The 17,113-nt window shown below is 73.0% G+C and carries 15 protein-coding genes; 10 read left to right on the forward strand and 5 right to left on the reverse strand.

What is annotated here, in order from left to right; genetic code table 11:
• On the reverse strand, positions 1–1,182 hold a 1,182-nt coding region (locus PV341_RS04525), incomplete at its 3' end, for an ROK family transcriptional regulator (RefSeq protein ID WP_500356788.1).
• 139 nt (positions 1,183–1,321) lie between these two features.
• Between PV341_RS04525 and PV341_RS04530 the strand changes: the two genes are divergently transcribed.
• From PV341_RS04530 to PV341_RS04555, 6 genes are all read left to right on the forward strand, one after another.
• Positions 1,322–2,638 carry an ABC transporter substrate-binding protein gene (locus tag PV341_RS04530; protein WP_500321649.1) on the forward strand — a complete coding sequence of 439 codons (1,317 nt, stop codon included), beginning with the start codon at positions 1,322–1,324 and terminating at the stop codon, positions 2,636–2,638.
• A gap of 14 nt (positions 2,639–2,652) precedes the next feature.
• The gene (locus PV341_RS04535; RefSeq protein ID WP_500356824.1) at positions 2,653–3,663 is read left to right on the forward strand and encodes a carbohydrate ABC transporter permease; all 1,011 of its coding nucleotides are present in this window, start codon (positions 2,653–2,655) and stop codon (positions 3,661–3,663) included.
• Positions 3,656–4,516: a carbohydrate ABC transporter permease gene (locus PV341_RS04540; RefSeq protein ID WP_499514741.1), complete on the forward strand. Its 861-nt coding sequence runs from the start codon at positions 3,656–3,658 to the stop codon at positions 4,514–4,516. Before PV341_RS04535 ends, PV341_RS04540 begins: the two co-directional genes overlap by 8 nt.
• 41 nt (positions 4,517–4,557) lie before the next feature.
• Positions 4,558–5,916 (forward strand): GH1 family beta-glucosidase, encoded by a 1,359-nt coding sequence (locus tag PV341_RS04545; RefSeq protein ID WP_500321650.1) that lies wholly within the window; start codon positions 4,558–4,560, stop codon positions 5,914–5,916.
• A gap of 45 nt (positions 5,917–5,961) precedes the next feature.
• Positions 5,962–7,917 carry an RICIN domain-containing protein gene (locus PV341_RS04550; protein WP_500356790.1) on the forward strand — a complete coding sequence of 652 codons (1,956 nt, stop codon included), beginning with the start codon at positions 5,962–5,964 and terminating at the stop codon, positions 7,915–7,917.
• 122 nt (positions 7,918–8,039) lie between these two features.
• Positions 8,040–8,627 carry an Imm21 family immunity protein gene (locus PV341_RS04555; protein ID WP_500321652.1) on the forward strand — a complete coding sequence of 196 codons (588 nt, stop codon included), beginning with the start codon at positions 8,040–8,042 and terminating at the stop codon, positions 8,625–8,627.
• Between the two features lie 6 nt (positions 8,628–8,633).
• On the opposite strand, the gene alc is transcribed toward PV341_RS04555, so the two are convergent.
• A complete protein-coding gene (gene alc, locus PV341_RS04560; RefSeq protein ID WP_500356792.1) occupies positions 8,634–9,743 on the reverse strand; it encodes an allantoicase in 1,110 nt (369 codons plus the stop codon).
• Positions 9,740–11,101: an allantoinase AllB gene (gene allB, locus PV341_RS04565; protein ID WP_500356794.1), complete on the reverse strand. Its 1,362-nt coding sequence runs from the start codon at positions 11,099–11,101 to the stop codon at positions 9,740–9,742. The genes alc and allB overlap by 4 nt, the downstream gene beginning before the upstream one ends.
• 258 nt (positions 11,102–11,359) lie before the next feature.
• On the opposite strand from allB, the gene PV341_RS04570 reads away from it, so the two are divergent.
• Both PV341_RS04570 and PV341_RS04575 read left to right on the forward strand, forming a co-directional pair.
• Complete coding sequence (locus PV341_RS04570) at positions 11,360–12,124, forward strand: IclR family transcriptional regulator (RefSeq protein ID WP_500321655.1); 765 nt, start codon at positions 11,360–11,362, stop codon at positions 12,122–12,124.
• A gap of 392 nt (positions 12,125–12,516) precedes the next feature.
• Entirely contained in the window at positions 12,517–13,398 is an 882-nt protein-coding gene (locus PV341_RS04575; RefSeq protein WP_500321656.1) for an LLM class F420-dependent oxidoreductase, read from the forward strand.
• A gap of 22 nt (positions 13,399–13,420) precedes the next feature.
• On the opposite strand, the gene PV341_RS04580 is transcribed toward PV341_RS04575, so the two are convergent.
• A complete protein-coding gene (locus PV341_RS04580) occupies positions 13,421–13,729 on the reverse strand; it encodes a DUF5955 family protein (protein ID WP_500356795.1) in 309 nt (102 codons plus the stop codon).
• Positions 13,730–13,904: 175 nt separating this feature from the next.
• Positions 13,905–14,558 carry a histidine phosphatase family protein gene (locus PV341_RS04585; protein WP_500321658.1) on the reverse strand — a complete coding sequence of 218 codons (654 nt, stop codon included), beginning with the start codon at positions 14,556–14,558 and terminating at the stop codon, positions 13,905–13,907.
• A gap of 44 nt (positions 14,559–14,602) precedes the next feature.
• On the opposite strand from PV341_RS04585, the gene PV341_RS04590 reads away from it, so the two are divergent.
• On the forward strand, positions 14,603–15,247 hold the full coding sequence (locus tag PV341_RS04590) for a nucleotidyltransferase family protein (protein ID WP_500321659.1): 645 nt from the start codon (positions 14,603–14,605) through the stop codon (positions 15,245–15,247).
• A 172-nt stretch (positions 15,248–15,419) separates the two neighbouring features.
• Positions 15,420–17,042, forward strand: a complete 1,623-nt coding sequence (gene aceB / locus PV341_RS04595; protein WP_500321660.1) for a malate synthase A — start codon at positions 15,420–15,422, stop codon at positions 17,040–17,042.
• The last annotated feature ends 71 nt before the right edge of the window (positions 17,043–17,113 follow it).

The following is a 17,113-nucleotide window of genomic DNA, read 5'->3' on the forward strand; positions in this document are numbered from 1 at the left end:
GGCGTCGAGGAAGCGGGCGAGCGGCAGGGTGGCGGCGCCGACCGTCACCGCGTCCGTCCCGAGCCGGCCCAGCTCGATGGAGGTCTGCGCGCAGGGGTGGTGCAGCGCGTAGGCGGCGGTGGCCTCGCGGACCGCGTCGAGCAGCCGTGGGCCGATCATCAGGCCGGTCCAGCCGGACAGCACGATGCGCTCGGGGTTGAAGAGGTTGACGAGGTCGGCGATGCCCGCACCGAGGTACTCGGCGGTCTCGTCGAGCAGCGCGACGGCCGCCGCGTCGCCGGCCTCGGCGGCGTCGAGGAGGGCGGCGATCGCGGCCTCCTCGCTCACCCCGGTGGGCGCGTCCCAGCGTTCGATGAGCGCCTCGGCGCCGACGTAGGCCTCCAGGCAGCCGCGGGCGCCGCAGCGGCAGCGCCGCCCGCCGACCTGGAGGGTGGTGTGGCCCCACTCCCCCGCGCTGCTGCTGGCGCCGCGGTACGGCTTGCCGTCGGCGACCACGCAGGCGCCGACCCCGGAGCCGAGCAGCGCGATCACGGCGTTGCGGGCGCCACGCCCGGCGCCGAACCACATCTCGGCCTGGCCGAGGGTCTTGGCGCCGTTGTCGATGTGGAGCGGCAGGGCGGTGCCCTCGGCGAGCAGCGCGCCGAGGGGGACGGCGTCCCAGTCGATGGTCTGGCCGTGCACGACCGCGCCCGCGCCGCCGGTGCCCTGCTCGACGATGCCGGGCACGCCGATGCCCACGCCGAGCACGAGGGCGGGATCGACGCGGCTGTCCTCCAGGACGACGGACAGGCCGTCGAGGATGAGCTGGACGACCAGGGCGACGTCGTGACCGCTGTCGGCCAGCGGGCGGTCGGTGGAGGAGAGTTCGGTGAGGGCGAGGTCGAAGAGGGTGACGCGGACCCGGGTCTCGCCGACGTCGACGCCGATGAGGAAGCCGTGGCGGGGGGCGACCTTGAGCATCACGCGGGGGCGTCCGCCGTCGGACTCGACGGAGCCGGCCTCCTCGACGACGCCGTCGGCGATGAGCTCGGCCACGACGTTGCTGATGGAACCTGTGCTCAGGCCGGTGTCCCTGGCCAACTCCTGACGGCTGAGGGGTCCTTCGAAGTACAGGTGACGCAAGAGCGCCGAACGGTTGCCCCGCCGCAGGTCGCGTACGGTCCGCTTGCCTCGGTCTGCCATGGTGCTCCCTCCCCGGCTGAATCTATCGCTGCGCCAAGTCTTGACGCCAGGTTTTCTCAGACGTTAAATCACGCCTTGAATTAAGGCGTGACGTTCTTCACTTCCCGAAGGCACCCACCCTGGAGAGGGATCCCCGGTCATGCACATCACCCGTACCACGGCCGCCGTGACGCTCGCGGCCGCGCTCATCGCCTCCGCCACCGCGTGCGGCGGCGGCTCCTCGACCGACGGCAGCGGCAACGGCAGCCCCAAGGAGCTCACCTACTGGGCCAGCAACCAGGGCGCCAGCCTCGAGGCGGACAAGGCGACCCTGACGCCCGAGCTCAAGAAGTTCGAGAAGCAGACCGGGATCAAGGTCAAGCTCGAGGTCATCCCGTGGTCCGACCTGCTGAACCGGATCCTCGCCGCGGCCACCTCCGGCCAGGGCCCCGACGTGCTCAACATCGGCAACACCTGGTCCGCCTCGCTGCAGGCCACCGGCGCGCTGCGCCCCTTCGACGCCAAGGCCTTCGACGCCATCGGCGGCAAGGACCGCTTCGTCTCCTCGGCCCTGGGCGCGACGGGCGCCGAGGGCAAGGACCCGGCCGCGGTCCCGCTGTACTCGCTGGCGTACGGCCTGTACTACAACAAGAAGATGTTCGCCGACGCGGGCATAGCCAACCCGCCCGCCACCTGGGACGAGCTCGTCGCCGACGGCAAGAAGCTCACCAAGGGCGGCAAGTACGGCCTCGCCGTCGAGGGCGGCAACCTCTCCGAGAACGTCCACCACGCCTTCGTCTTCGGCAAGCAGCACGGCGCCGACTTCTTCGACGCCTCGGGCAAGCCGACGTTCACCACCCCCGAGGCGGTCGCGGCCGTCAAGCAGTACATCGACTTCATCGCCAAGGACAAGATCGCGGCCCCCGGCAACGCCGAGTACGCCGCCAACCAGTCCGTCGCCGACTTCGCCACCGGCAAGGCCGCCATGCTGCTGTGGCAGGCCGCCGGCTCCTCGCTGAAGTCCCACGGCATGAAGCCCGAGGACTACGGCGTCGCCCAGGTGCCGTTCCAGGCCGCGGGCGCCTCCGGCGACACCGCCGTGAACTCGATGGTCGCGGGCATCAACCTGGCCGTCTTCAAGAAGACCGACAACGTCGACGGCGCGCTGAAGTTCGTGAAGTTCATGACCAGCGACGACGAGCAGAAGCTCCTCAACGGCACCTACGGCTCGCTCCCGCCGGTCAAGGCCGCCCAGTCCGACCCGGCCTTCGCCACCCCGGACCTGAAGGTCCTCGCGGACGCGCTCGCCAACAGCGCGGCGCCGCTGCCGCAGGTCGCCAACGAGAGCCAGTTCGAGACCGCCGTCGGCACCGCGATGAAGGACCTGTTCGCCGACGCCGCCGCCGGCAAGCCGGTCACCACCGAGAGCGTCAAGGCCGCCCTCGAAAAGGCCCAGCAGCAGATGCCGGCGTCGTGAGCGTGAAGGAACCGATGACCGCCACCGTGCCGCCCGTCCGGCACAGCTCCAAGACGCCTTCCCCCGGCGGCCGGCGGGCCGCCGGGGGGAGGGCCCCGCTGTCGCGGCTGCGCCTTCCGGTGCGGCTGCGGCGCGCGTCGCTCCCGTACGTCCTGCTGCTGCCGGCCCTCGCGCTGGAACTGCTGATCCACCTGGTGCCGATGGTCGTCGGCGTCGTGATGAGCTTCAAGGAGCTCACGCAGTTCTTCATCAGCGACTGGTCCGCCGCCCCCTGGAAGGGCCTGGACAACTACCGCGTGGCGGTGGACTTCAACGCCCCGGTCGGCGAGGACCTGCTCAAGTCGTTCCTCGTCACCTGCGAGTTCACGGTGCTGGCGGTCGGGCTGTCCTGGCTGTTCGGCACCGCCGCCGCGATCCTCATGCAGGACGCCTTCCGCGGCCGGGGACTGCTGCGCGCGGTCTTCCTGGTGCCGTACGCGCTGCCGGTCTACGCGGCGGTGATCACCTGGTCGTTCATGTTCCAGCGGGACACCGGCATGATCAACCACGTCATCCACGACCAGCTGCACCTCACCGACGGCCGGCCCTTCTGGCTGATCGGCGACAACAGCTTCTACGCGCTGGTGACGGTGTCGGTGTGGCGGCAGTGGCCGTTCGCCTTCCTGTGCCTGATGGCCGGTCTGCAGAACATCCCGCGCGAGCTGTACGAGGCGGCGGCGATGGACGGCGCCGGGATCTGGCAGCAGATCCGCAGGATCACCCTGCCGTCGCTGCGCCCGGTCAACCAGGTGCTGGTGCTGGTGCTGTTCCTGTGGACGTTCAACGACTTCAACACGCCCTACGTGCTGTTCGGGCGGGCGGCGCCGGACGCCGCGGACCTGATCTCGATCCACATCTACCAGTCGTCCTTCGTGACCTGGAACTTCGGCTCCGGCTCGGCGATGTCCGTGCTCCTGCTGCTGTTCCTGCTCGTCGTGACGGTGCTCTACCTGCTCGCGACCTCCCTGAGGAGGAAGGATGCCTGACGTCCGCAGCCCCATGGCCGCGCCGCGCTCCTTCGTGTGGACCCGCCGGATCGTGCTGACCGTGCTGACGGCCTTCGCGCTGGCGCCGGTGTTCGTCATGGTCGTCTCGTCGCTGAAGCCGCTGCAGGACGTGCAGGGCCCGTTCCGCTGGTTCCCCAGCGGCTTCACCCTGCGCCCGTACGCCGACATCTGGCACACCGTGCCGCTCGCCCGGTACTTCGTGAACTCGCTGCTCGTGGCGGGCGGGGCGACGCTGTGCTCGGTCGCGGTGGCGATCTTCGCGGCGTACGCGGTGAGCCGCTACGACTTCAAGGGGCGCCGCTTCTTCTCGGTGACGATCCTGTCCACCCAGATGTTCCCCGGCATCCTCTTCCTGCTGCCGCTCTTCCTGATCTTCGTCAACCTCGGGAACGCGACGGGCATCGCCCTGTACGGCAGCCGCGGCGGCCTGATCCTGACCTACCTCACCTTCTCGCTCCCCTTCTCCATCTGGATGCTGGCGGGCTACTTCGACTCGATCCCCCGGGACCTGGACGAGGCCGCCATGGTCGACGGCTGCGGGCCGCTGGGCGCGCTGTTCCGGGTGGTCGTCCCGGCCGCCGTGCCCGGCATCGTCGCGGTCTGCGTGTACGCCTTCATGACGGCCTGGGGCGAGGTCCTCTTCGCCTCCGTCATGACCAACGACACCACCCGCACGCTCGCCGTCGGCCTGCAGGGCTACGCCACGCAGACCGACGTGTACTGGAACCAGGTCATGGCCGCCTCGCTCGTGGTGAGCGTGCCCGTGGTCGCCGGGTTCCTGCTCCTGCAGCGCTACCTCGTCGCCGGGCTGACCGCCGGCGCCGTCAAGTGAGCCCCACCGCCCCTCAGCGTCCCCCGAACGAAAGGCAGTCCGTGACCCTCGACCTCAGCGCCCTCCCCGACGGATTCGTGTGGGGCGCCGCGACGGCCGCTTACCAGATCGAAGGAGCCGTGGCCGAGGACGGCCGTGCACCATCCATCTGGGACACCTTCTCCCGAACGCCGGGGAAGGTCGCGAACGGCGACACCGGTGACGTCGCCTGCGACCACTACCACCGCGTGCCGGAGGACATCGGCCTGATGGGCCGGCTCGGTCTGGACGCGTACCGCTTCTCCCTCGCCTGGCCGCGTGTGATGCCGCAGGGCGGCGGGCCGGTCAACCCCGCCGGCCTGGCCTTCTACGACCGGCTGGTCGACGGCCTGCTGGAGGCGGGCATCACCCCCTTCCCCACCCTGTACCACTGGGACCTGCCGCAGGCACAGCAGGACCGCGGCGGCTGGCCGGAGCGCGAGACCGCGCTGCGCTTCGCCGACTACGCGGCCGTGGTGGCCGAGCGGCTCGGGGACCGGGTCACCCACTGGGCGACGCTCAACGAGCCGCTGTGCTCGGCCTGGATCGGCCACCTGCAGGGCGTGATGGCCCCCGGCCTCACCGACCTGACGGCCGCCGTCCGCGCCTCGTACCACCTGCACCTGGGCCACGGCCTGGCGGTGCAGGCGCTGCGCGCCGCGGTCCCGCACGCGCAGATCGGCATCGTCAACAACCTCAGCCCCTGCGAGCCGGCCTCCGACCGCCCCGAGGACGTCGCCGCGGCGCTGCGCTCCGACGGCCACACCAACCGCTGGTGGCTGGACCCGATCCACGGCCGCGGCTACCCGCAGGACATGCTGGAGCTGTACGGGGTGGAACTGCCCGTGCAGACGGGCGACATGGAGACCATCGCCGCGCCGCTGGACTGGCTGGGCCTCAACTACTACTTCCGTGACATCGTTGCCGACGACCCGTCGGGGCCGGTCCCCCACACCCGTGCCGTACGCGTCCCGGACGTCCGCCGCACCGCGATGGACTGGGAGGTGCACGCCGGCGGTCTGGAGCGGCTGCTGCTGCGGCTGACCGAGGAGTACGGCGCCCGCAAGATCTACGTCACCGAGAACGGCTCGGCGTACGAGGACCACGTCGGCCCCGACGGCCAGGTCCACGACCCCGAGCGCACCGCCTACCTGGAGGAGCACCTGGCGGCCTGCGCCCGTGCCGTGCGCGGCGGCGCCCCGCTCGCCGGCTACTTCGCCTGGTCGCTGCTGGACAACTTCGAGTGGGCGTACGGCTACGCCAAGCGCTTCGGCCTCGTCCACGTCGACTACGAGACCCAGCGCCGGACCGTGAAGGGCAGCGGCCGCCGCTACGCCGACATCATCGCCGCCCACCGGCGCCGCGCCCGCAGCGCGGCCTGACCTCCCTCGCCATCCCGTCTCCACCCCCCACACAGGAGATCCGCGATGCCACACTCCTCCCACGTCAGACGCCTGGTCGCCGTGCTCGCGGCGGTCGCCGCGGCGTTAGCCGGGTTGGTGCTCGCCGGACCGGGAGCGGCCGCCGCCACGGCCGTCCAGGTCACCATGACCATCACCTCCGACGGCAGGACCGTCGTCAAGGGCCTGCAGGCGCAGACCCCGGCCGCCTTCGAGGCGGGCAACGGCAGCGGCGGCACGGTCATCACGGTGGACCCCGCCGCCCGCTACCAGCCCTTCGAGGGCGGCGGGGCGTCCTTCACCGACAGCGCCGCCTGGCTGATGAACTCCTCCGGCGCCCTGCCGGCGGCCACCCGTGACGCCACCATGCGCAAGCTGTTCTCCCCCACGGAGGGCATCGGCCTGGGCTTCCTGCGCAACCCGATGGGCGCGTCCGACATCGCGCGCAGCCACTACACGTACGACGACACCTGCTGCGACCTGTCGGACTTCTCCATCTCCCGGGACCTGGCCGACGTCCTGCCGCTGACCCAGCAGGCGCGGCAGCTCAACCCGGCACTGAAGATCATGGCGGTGCCGTGGTCGGCGCCGGCGTGGATGAAGGACAACGGCAAGCTGACCCAGATGGGCAAGCTGAAGCCGGAGTTCTACGACACCTACGCGCAGTACTTCGTGAAGTACCTGCAGGCGTACGAGCAGCGCGGCGTCCACGTCGACTACGTCTCGGTGCAGAACGAGCCGCAGTGCTGCGGCGCGAACAGCGGCTACCCCACGATGGAGTGGACGGCGGCCACGCTGCTGGACTTCACCAAGAACCACCTCTTCCCGGCGTTCCGTTCGGCCGGGATCACCACCAAGGCGCTGATCCACGACTGGAACCACGGCGACTGGAACACCACCGGCGCCGGCCAGCTCGCCGACGCCGCCCTGCGCGGCGACCCGCTCTTCGGCGGCGTCGCCTGGCACGGCTACGCGCCCACCCCGCCGAACTACGCGCTGGGCAGCACCGTCCAGAGCCAGTACCCGGGCGTGGCACAGTACGAGACCGAGCACTCCGGCGGCACCTGGGTCACCGACCAGCAGCTGGAGGACCTGCGCGACATCACCGGCTTCACCCGCAACTGGGCCCGCTCCTACGTGAAGTGGTCGCTGGCACTGGACCAGGCGATGGGCCCGCACGCGGGCGGCTGCGGCACCTGCACCGGCCTGATCACGGTGCACAACGGCGACGCGCGCAGCGGGCAGGTCGACTACACCGTCGAGTACTACACGATGGGCCAGCTGACGAAGTTCGCCCGCGCGGGCGCGGTGCGGATCGGCAGCAACGCCACCGACCCGGTGTGGAACACGGCCTTCGTCAACACCGACGGGCAGCGGGTGCTGGTCACCCACAACTCCTCGTCGTCCGCCCAGCAGGTCACGGTCCGCGAGGCCGGGCAGCACTTCTCGTACAGCCTGCCCGCCCGCGCCACGACCACGTTCACCTGGTCCGGTGCGCCGACCGGCGGCGGGGGCGGCGACGGGGACGGCATCAGCACCTCCGCCTGGTACCAGGTGGCCGGCGCCGGCTCCGGCAAGTGCGTGGACGCCAAGGACCGGGGCACCGCCAACGGCACCGCGGTGCAGCAGTGGAGCTGCGTCGCCGGGCAGGCCAACCAGCAGTGGCAGTTCCGCCCGACCGACGGCGGCTACTACCGGGTGGCGAACCGCAACGCGACCGCCACCGAGCAGGTCTGGGACGTCACCGGCGGGGCGTCGGCGACGGCTGACTCCGTGCCGGTGCAGACCTGGCAGTGGTCCTCGGGCGCCAACCAGCAGTGGAAGCCGGTGCTCCAGGCGGACGGGTCGTACGTCCTCACGGCCCGGCACAGCGGCAAGTGCCTGGACGTCACGGCGGCCTCGACGGCCGACGGCGCCCTGCTGCAGCAGTACACCTGCAACGGCACCGCCGCGCAGTCCTTCCGGCTGACACCGGCGGGCTGACCGACCCCGCGCGGCGCCGGCGTACGAGGCAGACGCCGGTGCCGCGCGGCACCAGCGCCCCCTCCGGGGCACCGGGGCCCCGGAGGGGGCGCACTGTCGGCGCCGCGCGCCATACTCACGCCATGGACGCCTTCACGCCCGACGTCTCCGCGGCGCCCCGGCCTGCCCCCGCGTGGGTGGAGTCGATGGGCGGCCCGCTGATCGTCGTTCCCGTCTCCGCCCTGTCCGCCTGGGGCGGCTGCACGGAGCAGGGGATGGTCGTCGGTGACGGGGACGTCCCCGACGACTACGACCGGGCCTGCGCCGTGGACGACCTCGCGGGGGTGATCCCCGTCGGCCGTGACGGCGGACAGGGGCTGGTCCTCGGGGACATGCCCGCCAGGACGTGCTACCTCCCGGCGCACCGGGCCTTCCTGCGCTGGGGCGGCGCCGACTCCGAGGCCGAACTGGTCGCGGCGGCCGAGGCGGTTCTCGCCGATCCCGCCGTCGAGTGGGAGGCGTCCGGGACGTGGCGGACCGACGGGCCCGCGGTGCTCATGGACTCCGCCGAGGCGGGGGGCCTGCTGGGCGTGGAATACCCCGGCGGAGGCAGGCCCGAACAGGCCCCCGTCCCGCTGCCTCCCGGGCACTGGGCGGTACGCGCCTTCCAGACGAGGGCCGGCGACCGCACCTCGCTCGGTCTGGTGCGGCTCGTGCCCGCCGCCTCGTGAAGCCCGTCAGGCCAGGGTGTCCCACCGCCGGGTGAGGCGGTCGGCGCCCGCGTCGGTCAGCGAGCCCCACAGGCGCAGCCGGGCGATGCCGCCGTCGGGGTAGGTCTCCAGGCGTACGTGGGTGGCGGGCGGGACGTCGACCAGGAAGCGGTGGACGGTGTCGGGCTGCAGGGGGGTGCGGGGCAGGATCTCGAACCACTCGCCGTCCTCGCCGTCGCGGCCGAGCAGGGCGGCCCAGCCGGGGGCGTTGCCCTTGTAGTAGCCGGTGTCGATCTCGGCGGCGCGGACGACGCCCTGCCCGGCGAGGCGGTAGCGCGCCCAGTCGTGGCCCTTGTCGCGGCGGCGGCGGGTCTCCCAGCCGTCGCCCATGCGGCGGGACGTGCCCGGCAGGATCGGGTTGAGCGGGGAGGAGTAGAAGCGGTCGGAGACGTCCTCGGCGGTGCCGCCGTTCTCCAGCGCGACCAGGTCGAAGGTGCCGAGCGCGGTCAGCCACGCCGGGTCGGGGACGACCTCGCCGTGGACGCGGAGCCGGGCGATGCCGCCGTCGGGGAACTGCTTGAGCCGCAGGTGGGTGAAGCGGCGCTCCACGGCCACCTCGAAGCCGTTGGCGGCGTGGCCGCCGACGGCCGTGCGGGGCACGAGTTCCGTCCACCGCACGCCGTCGGCGAGGAGGTCCGCGGGCGCGGCGGCCAGGGGCGCGCAGGTGGCCTCGACGGCGATCTGCTGGGGGTGGTTGCCGCGGAAGTGGGCGGTGTCCACGACCAGGCCGCGCACGACCCCGGGGGCGGCCAGGCGGATCAGTGCCCAGTCGTGGTCGGCGTCGGCGGGGTGCGGGTCGGCGGCGTCGGTGCCGCGGCGGCGGCGGGTCTCCCAGCCGTCCATGACCTGGCCCTTGTGGCCGAAGTGCTCGGCGCGGAACTCGGGGCGTCCGGGGACGAGCAGGTTCTCCCGCTCGGCGAAGAACTCGTCGTTGGCGGCGATCACCCCGGCGCCCAGGCGCCGGTCGGCGAGGTCGACGAGGCCCGTGAAGGGCAGGTCGGCGCCGCGGTAGTCGGCGTAGGGGTCCCCTCCGGGGTACGGCTGGGCGGCGCCGGTGTACCGGGGTGTGGCGGTCACGCGTTCTCCCTTGCGATGAGGCGGCCGGAGGGGTGGGCCGGGGTGCCGTGGTCGGCGATCCGCTCGCCGCGCAGCCAGGTGCTCCGTACGACCCCCTGGAGGGTGCGGCCCGCGTAGGCGGTGACCCGGTTGCGGTGGTGCAGCGCCGACGGGTCCACGGTGAAGCTCTCGTCGGGCGCCAGGACGGCGAAGTCGGCGTCGTGGCCGGGCGCGACGGCGCCCTTGGTGGTGAGTCCGGCCAGGCGCGCCGGGCCCCGCGCCATCCAGCGGACCACGTCGGCGAGCGTGGCGCCACGCCGGCGGGCCTCGGTCCAGATCGCGGGCAGGCCGAGCTGGAGGGAGGAGATCCCGCCCCAGGCGGCGCCGAAGTCGCCGGTGTCGAGGTGCTTGAGGTCGACGGTGGAGGGCGAGTGGTCGGAGACGACGCAGTCGAGGGTGCCGTCGAGCAGGCCCTGCCACAGGGCCTCCCGGTTGCCCGCCTCGCGGATCGGCGGGCAGCACTTGAACTGGGTCGCGCCGTCCGGGACCTCCTCGGCGGTGAGCGTCAGGTAGTGCGGGCAGGTCTCGGCCGTCAGGCGTACGCCGTCGCGGCGGGCGGCGGCGATCAGGGGCAGGGCCTCGGCGGAGGACAGGTGCAGGACGTGCACCCGGCAGTCCAGGCGGCGGGCGAGGGCGATCAGCGACTCGACGGCGGCGTTCTCGGCGGCGCGGGGGCGGGAGGCGAGGAAGCCGGCGTACGCGGGCCCGGAGGGCTGCGGGGCGCGGTCGATGAGCCGGGGGTCCTCGGCGTGGACGATCAGCAGCCCGTCGAAGCGGGCGATCTCGCGCATCGCCTCCTCCAGTTCGGCCGGGGCGAGCTGCGGGAACTCCTCGACGCCGGAGGGCAGCAGAAAGCACTTGAAGCCGAAGACCCCGGCGTCGTGGAGCGGGCGCAGGTCCTTGGTGTTGCCGGGGACGGCGCCGCCCCAGAAGCCGACGTCGGTGTGGATCCGGCCGCGGGCGGTCGCGCGCTTGACCTCCAGGTGGGCGGTGGTGGTGGTCGGGGGGACGCTGTTGAGCGGCATGTCGACCAGCGTCGTGACGCCGCCGGCGGCGGCGGCCCGGGTGGCGGTCTCGAAGCCCTCCCACTCGGTGCGGCCGGGGTCGTTGACGTGCACGTGGGTGTCGACCAGGCCGGGGAGCAGGGCGTCCGCGCCGAGGTCGACCAGGCGGGCGCCGGGAGGGGGCTCGGTCCCGTACGGCAGGACGGCGGCGATCCGGCCGCCGGCGACGGCCACGTCGGCGGGGCGCTCGCCCTGCGGTGTGACCACCCGTGGTGAACGCAGCACCAGTTCGATCCCGTCAGCGGCCTCGGACACGCGTTCCCCTTCCACCGGCGTCCCACAGAAATTCAACGTTCTGTTGAAATGCATCCTCCGCTCGCGCGCGAGCCCGCGTCAACCCCTGCCCGGGCACCACGGGAGGCTCCGGCAGTACAGTTGGAGAATTCCACCCAATGGAATGCGTTTTCCACGCCCACCGGCCACCGCCGCGCCCACGACCGCCCCGAACGGCGATCGCATGCCTGGTCAGGGTCGGTAGGCTGCACCACTACACCGTCCGCCTGGGGAGGAAACGTGGCGTCAGACCGCGCCGGGGGCGTGCAGTCCCTCGAACGCGCCTTCGACCTGCTGGAGCGGATGGCCGACGCGGGCGGGGAGGTGGGCCTCAGCGAACTGTCCGCGAGCAGCGGGCTGCCCCTGCCCACGATCCACCGTCTGATGCGCACCCTGGTCGACTGCGGCTACGTGCGCCAGCAGCCCAACCGCCGCTACGCGCTGGGACCCCGGCTGATCCGCCTCGGCGAGAGCTCGGCCCGCCTCCTGGGCACCTGGGCCCGCCCCTACCTGGCGGAACTGGTCGAGGCGACCGGCGAGACCGCCAACATGGCGCTCCTGGACGGGGACGAGGTCGTCTACGTCGCCCAGGTCCCCTCGCGGCACTCGATGCGGATGTTCACCGAGGTCGGACGGCGCGTCCTGCCGCACTCCACCGGCGTCGGCAAGGCCCTGCTGGCGCACGTCCCGCCGGAGGAGGTACGTGCCCTGCTGGCCCGCACCGGGATGCCGGCGGCCACCGAGCGGACCATCGTCGACCCGGACGCCTTCCTCGCGGAACTGGAGCACATCCGCGGCCAGGGCTACGCCGTGGACGACAACGAGCAGGAGGTCGGGGTCCGCTGCCTGGCGGTCACCGTCCCCGACTCCCCCACGGCCGCCGCCATCTCCATCTCCGGACCCGCCGGACGGTTGACCGAGGCGGCCACGGAGAAGATCGTGCCGGTGCTGCACGGTGTGGCACGGCAACTGTCGTCCGCGCTGGCCAGCAACGGCGCCGCCTAAGGCGGGGCGTCACGATTCCACCCCTCGGGTCCGGTGCCGTGCGGGCGGTGACGGTGCCCGCGTTGGCCGCCCTCCTGGTGCTCGCGCCGGGGCGCCGCCGGCACCGCGTGAGGCCGCGCCGCCGGACACGGTGCCGCCGAGCGGCGGGGCCGGCGTCGCGGCCATCGGGGTCGCACCCATCGCGCTCACGCTGCGGATGCCGCTCGCCCAGGCCCTCGCGCGCGACGTCGAGCCGACGCGGATGCGCCGGCCCGGCCGGCGCGGAACCGGTGCGAGGGCCCGCCCAGGGCGGCTCGGGGCACCTCACGGCGGTCCCACGGCGGCTTGACCTCGAGCGCACTCCAAGGCCTACGGTCCTACCGTAGCGACCACGACCCCGGACGGGGAGAACCATGCAACTGGGCCTGCACCTCACGAAATTCGACCATCCCCAGGGACCCGCCGGGCTCGCGCCCGCGCTCGCGGCGGCCGGCGAGGCCGCCGAGTCGGCCGGCGCGGGCTGGCTGTCGGTGATGGACCACTACTTCCAGATGGAGAACAACGGGGGCGCCGAGGCGGCGATGCTGGAGGCCTACACGACGCTGGGCTTCCTCGCCGCCCGCACCTCCTCCGTACGGCTGGGCGTCCTCGTCACGGGGATCACCTACCGCCATCCCGGCCTGCTGGCGAAGATCGCGACCACCCTCGACGTACTGTCGGGCGGCCGGGCGACCCTGGGCCTCGGCGCGGCCTGGTACGAGCGTGAGCACCTGGGCCTGGGCGTGCCCTTCCCGCCGCTCGCGGAGCGCTTCGAGCGGCTGGAGGAGACGCTGCGGATCTGCCTGCAGATGTGGGACCAGGACGACGACGGCCCCTTCAAGGGCACGCACTACTCACTGGCCGAGACCCGCTGCACGCCGCCCCCGGTGAGCACCCCCCGCCCCGAGATCATGATCGGGGGCGGCGGCGAGCGGAAGACGCTCCGCCTGGTCGCCCGGTACGCGGACGCCTGCAACCTCTTCGCCTCCTCGACCGCCGACGTCGCGCACAAGCTGGACGTGCTGCGCGCGCACTGCGACGAGGCCGGACGCGACTACGCGCGGATCCGCAAGACCATGCTCTTCGTCGGCGACTCCCTCCGCGCCGGCGACACCGACGCCTTCGTCGCCGAGATGGCCGGTTACGCCGAACTCGGCATCGACACGGTCATCGTGGTCCCGCCGGACGCCGAACCGGCCGGCTGGATCGACAGCCACTGCGCGCCGGCCGTCCCCCGGCTGGCCGAGCTCGGCTGACCGGCCCCGCGGGCACCCCGCGTCACTCGGGACGCGGGGTGCCGAACAGCTCGATCGCCCGCCGGACCTCGGTGAGGGCACCGGCCAGGGCGCTGACGGAGCCGAGCGCCCCGGCGATCGCGAGTAGGCCGCGACGCAGCCGCAGGACGTCCGGGACGCCGGCGGTCGCGGCGGCGGCCAGCGCGGAGAGCTCGTCCTCGGCGATGTGCCGGTCCGGTAAGTTGGCGCGGTACCCGGCGAGTTCACGGCGACACCGGGCGACCGCGGCCCGCAGGGCGGTCACCCTCGGATCGAGGGTCCCCTCGTCGTCGACCGCCGCGCGGGCGGCCATGTCCTTCACCACAGATACGTCCCCCACAGGTAGGCCCCCGGTGATTCCCATGGACGGCCGGCCCCATCCGGTCCGCCGTATCGGGGAGGACAGTAAACGCGACGGAGCGCTTCCCCCGCTATACGGAGAGCGAAATCCGCCGTAACTTCCTGCCTCACGTGACGACTTGCCGACATTAACGTCCGGGGGCCGCGGTTCGGTTCCAGTCAACGAGTTCCCAGTGCCCCGCGCCGTCACGCCGCCACCGGGCCATCGAGGCGTTGACCACGCGCGCGTCACCCGGCGGCGGGGGCCCGAGCAGCCGGCGCAGCGCCAGCACCACCGCGTCGTGCGTGACGAGCAGCAGGGGCGGCCCCGGACGGGCGACGGCGTCCGCAAGGAAGTCCCCGACGCGGGCCTCGACGTCCCGCGGCGACTCCCCGCCCGGCGGGCGGTAGGCCGCCTCGCCCTCGCGCTCGCGCCGCCGCGCCTCCTCGGGGAAGCGCTCGCGGACCCCCTGCGGGGTGAGCAGTTCCAGCAGGCCCATGCCGCGGTCCCGGAGGCGTTCGTCGTAGGTGACGGGCGGGCGTTCGCGGCCCGCGGCCGTACCGGCCTCCTCGACGGCGCGCAGGGTCTGCCGGGCCCGCTCGAAGGGTGAGCAGCGCACGCGGCCGGGCGCCTCGGCGCCCGGCAGGGCCAGCAGGTCGCGGCCGAGCCGGGCCGACTGCTCCCGCCCGAGCGCGGTCAGCGCCACGTCGGCGTCCCTGACCCCGTCCAGGGACCTGCCGCGGGCGAAGGCCGCGTTCGCCTCGCTCTCGCCGTGACGTACGGCGATGATCCAGCGCGTCATGGCCGGTCCTTTCCCCCGCTCCCCGTCCACGGTATCCAGGGGGCATGGAACGCGACGCGGGCACGGGCGCCATCGCCGGGCTGCTGCTGGCGGCCGGCGGGGGCAGGCGGCTGGGCGGCTGCCCGAAAGCACTGCTGGAGTACGACGGCCGGCCGCTGGTCGAGCACGCGGCGCGGGCCCTGCGCGCCGGCGGCTGCGACCCGGTGCACATCGTGCTGGGCGCGGCCGCCGCGCAGGTGCGCCGACAGGCCGCCCTGGACGACTACGCCGTCACCGTGAACCCGCACTGGGAGCAGGGCATGGGCTCCTCGCTGCGCGCCGGCCTGGAGGCACTGGCGGGCACCGGCGCGCCGGCCGTGGTCGTGGCACTGGTGGACCAGCCCGGGATCGGCGCCGCGGCGGTGGCCCGGGTGGTGGCCGCCTACGCCTCGCCGCGCACCCTCGCCTGCGCCACGTACGGCGGCAGGCGGGGCCACCCGATCCTGCTGGGCGCGGCCCACTGGGCGGCGATCGCCGCGAGTGCGGCCGGGGACCAGGGGGCACGCTCCTACCTGAGGCGGCACGAGGAGGCGATCGCACGCGTCGAGTGCGGGGACGTCGCGGTCCCCGCCGACATCGACACCCCCGACGACCTGTGGCTGCTGGCGCACCCGCCGGAGCCCCCTGCACCGGGTGCCACAAAACGTTGAACTTCCACCATGCAAAAACTATGCTCCACCCAGCAGAAGCGCCCGTACGGTCGGCGCGCCTCGCAGCCGAAAACCGCCCCGTCCGGCACCCCGTGCCAGGGCCGGAGCGCGGTGGCCGCCCGGCTCCCCCGGCCGCACGGCACCCCTCATCGGCAAGAGGAGAGTCAGGTTCATGTCCGCACCAGGGACCGCACCGCACGCCGTCGTCGCCGACACCGCACCCCCCGTCGAGCGCGCGGAGGAGGTGCTCACCGACGCGGCGCTCGCCTTCCTCGCCGAACTGCACCACCGGTTCGCGCCCCGCCGCGCCGAACTCCTCGCCAAGCGCAAGGACCGCCGCGCCGAGATCGCCCGCACCGGCACCCTGGACTTCCTCCCGGAGACCGCCCACATCCGCGAGGGCGACTGGCGCGTCGCCGACGCCCCCGCCGCGCTCGACGACCGCCGGGTGGAGATCACCGGCCCCACCGACCGCAAGATGACCATCAACGCCCTCAACTCCGGCGCGCGGATCTGGCTCGCCGACTTCGAGGACGCCTCCGCCCCCACCTGGGAGAACGTCATCGGGGGCCAGGTCAACCTCATCGACGCCTACGAACGCCGCATCGACTTCACCTCCCCCGAGGGCAAGACCTACGCCCTGCGGGACGATACGGAACTCGCCACCGTCGTCACCCGCCCCCGCGGCTGGCACCTCGACGAGCGCCACCTGACCGTCGACGGCGAGCCCGTCCCCGGCGCCCTCGTCGACTTCGGCCTGTACTTCTTCCACAACGCACGGCGCCTGCTCGCCAAGGGCAAGGGCCCCTACTTCTACCTCCCCAAGACCGAGTCCCACCTCGAAGCCCGCCTGTGGAACGACGTGTTCGTCTTCGCCCAGGACCACCTGGGCATCGCACAGGGCACTATCCGCGCCACCGTCCTCATCGAGACGATCACCGCGGCCTTCGAGATGGACGAGATCCTCCACGAGCTGCGCGACCACGCCTCCGGCCTCAACGCGGGCCGCTGGGACTACCTGTTCTCCATCGTCAAGAACTTCCGCGACGCCGGCGAGCGCTTCGTCCTGCCCGACCGCAACGCCGTGACGATGACCGCGCCCTTCATGCGCGCCTACACCGAACTACTGGTCCGCACCTGCCACAAGCGCGGCGCCCACGCCATCGGCGGCATGGCCGCCTTCATCCCCTCCCGGCGCGACGCCGAGGTCAACGCGGTCGCCTTCGAGAAGGTCAAGGCCGACAAGGACCGCGAGGCCCACGACGGCTTCGACGGCTCCTGGGTCGCCCACCCCGACCTGGTGCCGATCGCCCGCGCCTGTTTCGACGCCGTCCTCGGCGACCGGCCGAACCAGAAGGACCGGCTGCGCGAGGACGTCCACGTCACCGCCGCCGACCTGCTGGCCGTCGACTCCCTGGAGGCGAAGCCCACCTACGAGGGACTGCGCAACGCCGTCCAGGTCGGCACCCGCTACATCGAGGCATGGCTGCGGGGCATGGGCGCCGTCGCCATCTTCAACCTCATGGAGGACGCCGCCACCGCCGAGATCTCCCGCTCCCAGATCTGGCAGTGGGTCAACGCGGGCGTCGTCTTCGCCGACAACGGCGAGAAGGCCACCGCCGACCTCGTACGCTCCCTGGCCGGCCGGGAACTCGCCGCCATCCGCGAGGACATCGGCGAACAGGCCTTCGCCGCGGGCCGCTGGCAGCAGGCCCACGACCTGCTGCTGAAGACGGCGCTCGACGAGACCTACGTCGACTTCCTCACCCTGCCCGCGTACGAACTGCTCGACTGACCCTCCCGCGCGGGACCCCGGCCGCACCCGTCGGGGCCCCGCGCGTCACCCCCGCCGCACGTGCCGGCCGT

The sequence above is a fragment of the Streptomyces sp. PA03-1a genome (assembly GCF_033792805.1).
Lineage (GTDB): Bacteria > Actinomycetota > Actinomycetes > Streptomycetales > Streptomycetaceae > Actinacidiphila.

Coding starts and splice junctions, on each gene's coding strand:
- PV341_RS04530 (WP_500321649.1), top strand. CDS start 1,322: ATGCACATCACCCGTACCACGGCCGCCGTGACGCTCGCGGCCGCGCTC.
- PV341_RS04535 (WP_500356824.1), top strand. CDS start 2,653: ATGACCGCCACCGTGCCGCCCGTCCGGCACAGCTCCAAGACGCCTTCC.
- PV341_RS04540 (WP_499514741.1), top strand. CDS start 3,656: ATGCCTGACGTCCGCAGCCCCATGGCCGCGCCGCGCTCCTTCGTGTGG.
- PV341_RS04550 (WP_500356790.1), top strand. CDS start 5,962: ATGCCACACTCCTCCCACGTCAGACGCCTGGTCGCCGTGCTCGCGGCG.
- PV341_RS04555 (WP_500321652.1), top strand. CDS start 8,040: ATGGACGCCTTCACGCCCGACGTCTCCGCGGCGCCCCGGCCTGCCCCC.
- PV341_RS04575 (WP_500321656.1), top strand. CDS start 12,517: ATGCAACTGGGCCTGCACCTCACGAAATTCGACCATCCCCAGGGACCC.
- PV341_RS04580 (WP_500356795.1), bottom strand. CDS start 13,729: ATGGCCGCCCGCGCGGCGGTCGACGACGAGGGGACCCTCGATCCGAGG.
- PV341_RS04585 (WP_500321658.1), bottom strand. CDS start 14,558: ATGACGCGCTGGATCATCGCCGTACGTCACGGCGAGAGCGAGGCGAAC.
- PV341_RS04590 (WP_500321659.1), top strand. CDS start 14,603: ATGGAACGCGACGCGGGCACGGGCGCCATCGCCGGGCTGCTGCTGGCG.
- aceB (WP_500321660.1), top strand. CDS start 15,420: ATGTCCGCACCAGGGACCGCACCGCACGCCGTCGTCGCCGACACCGCA.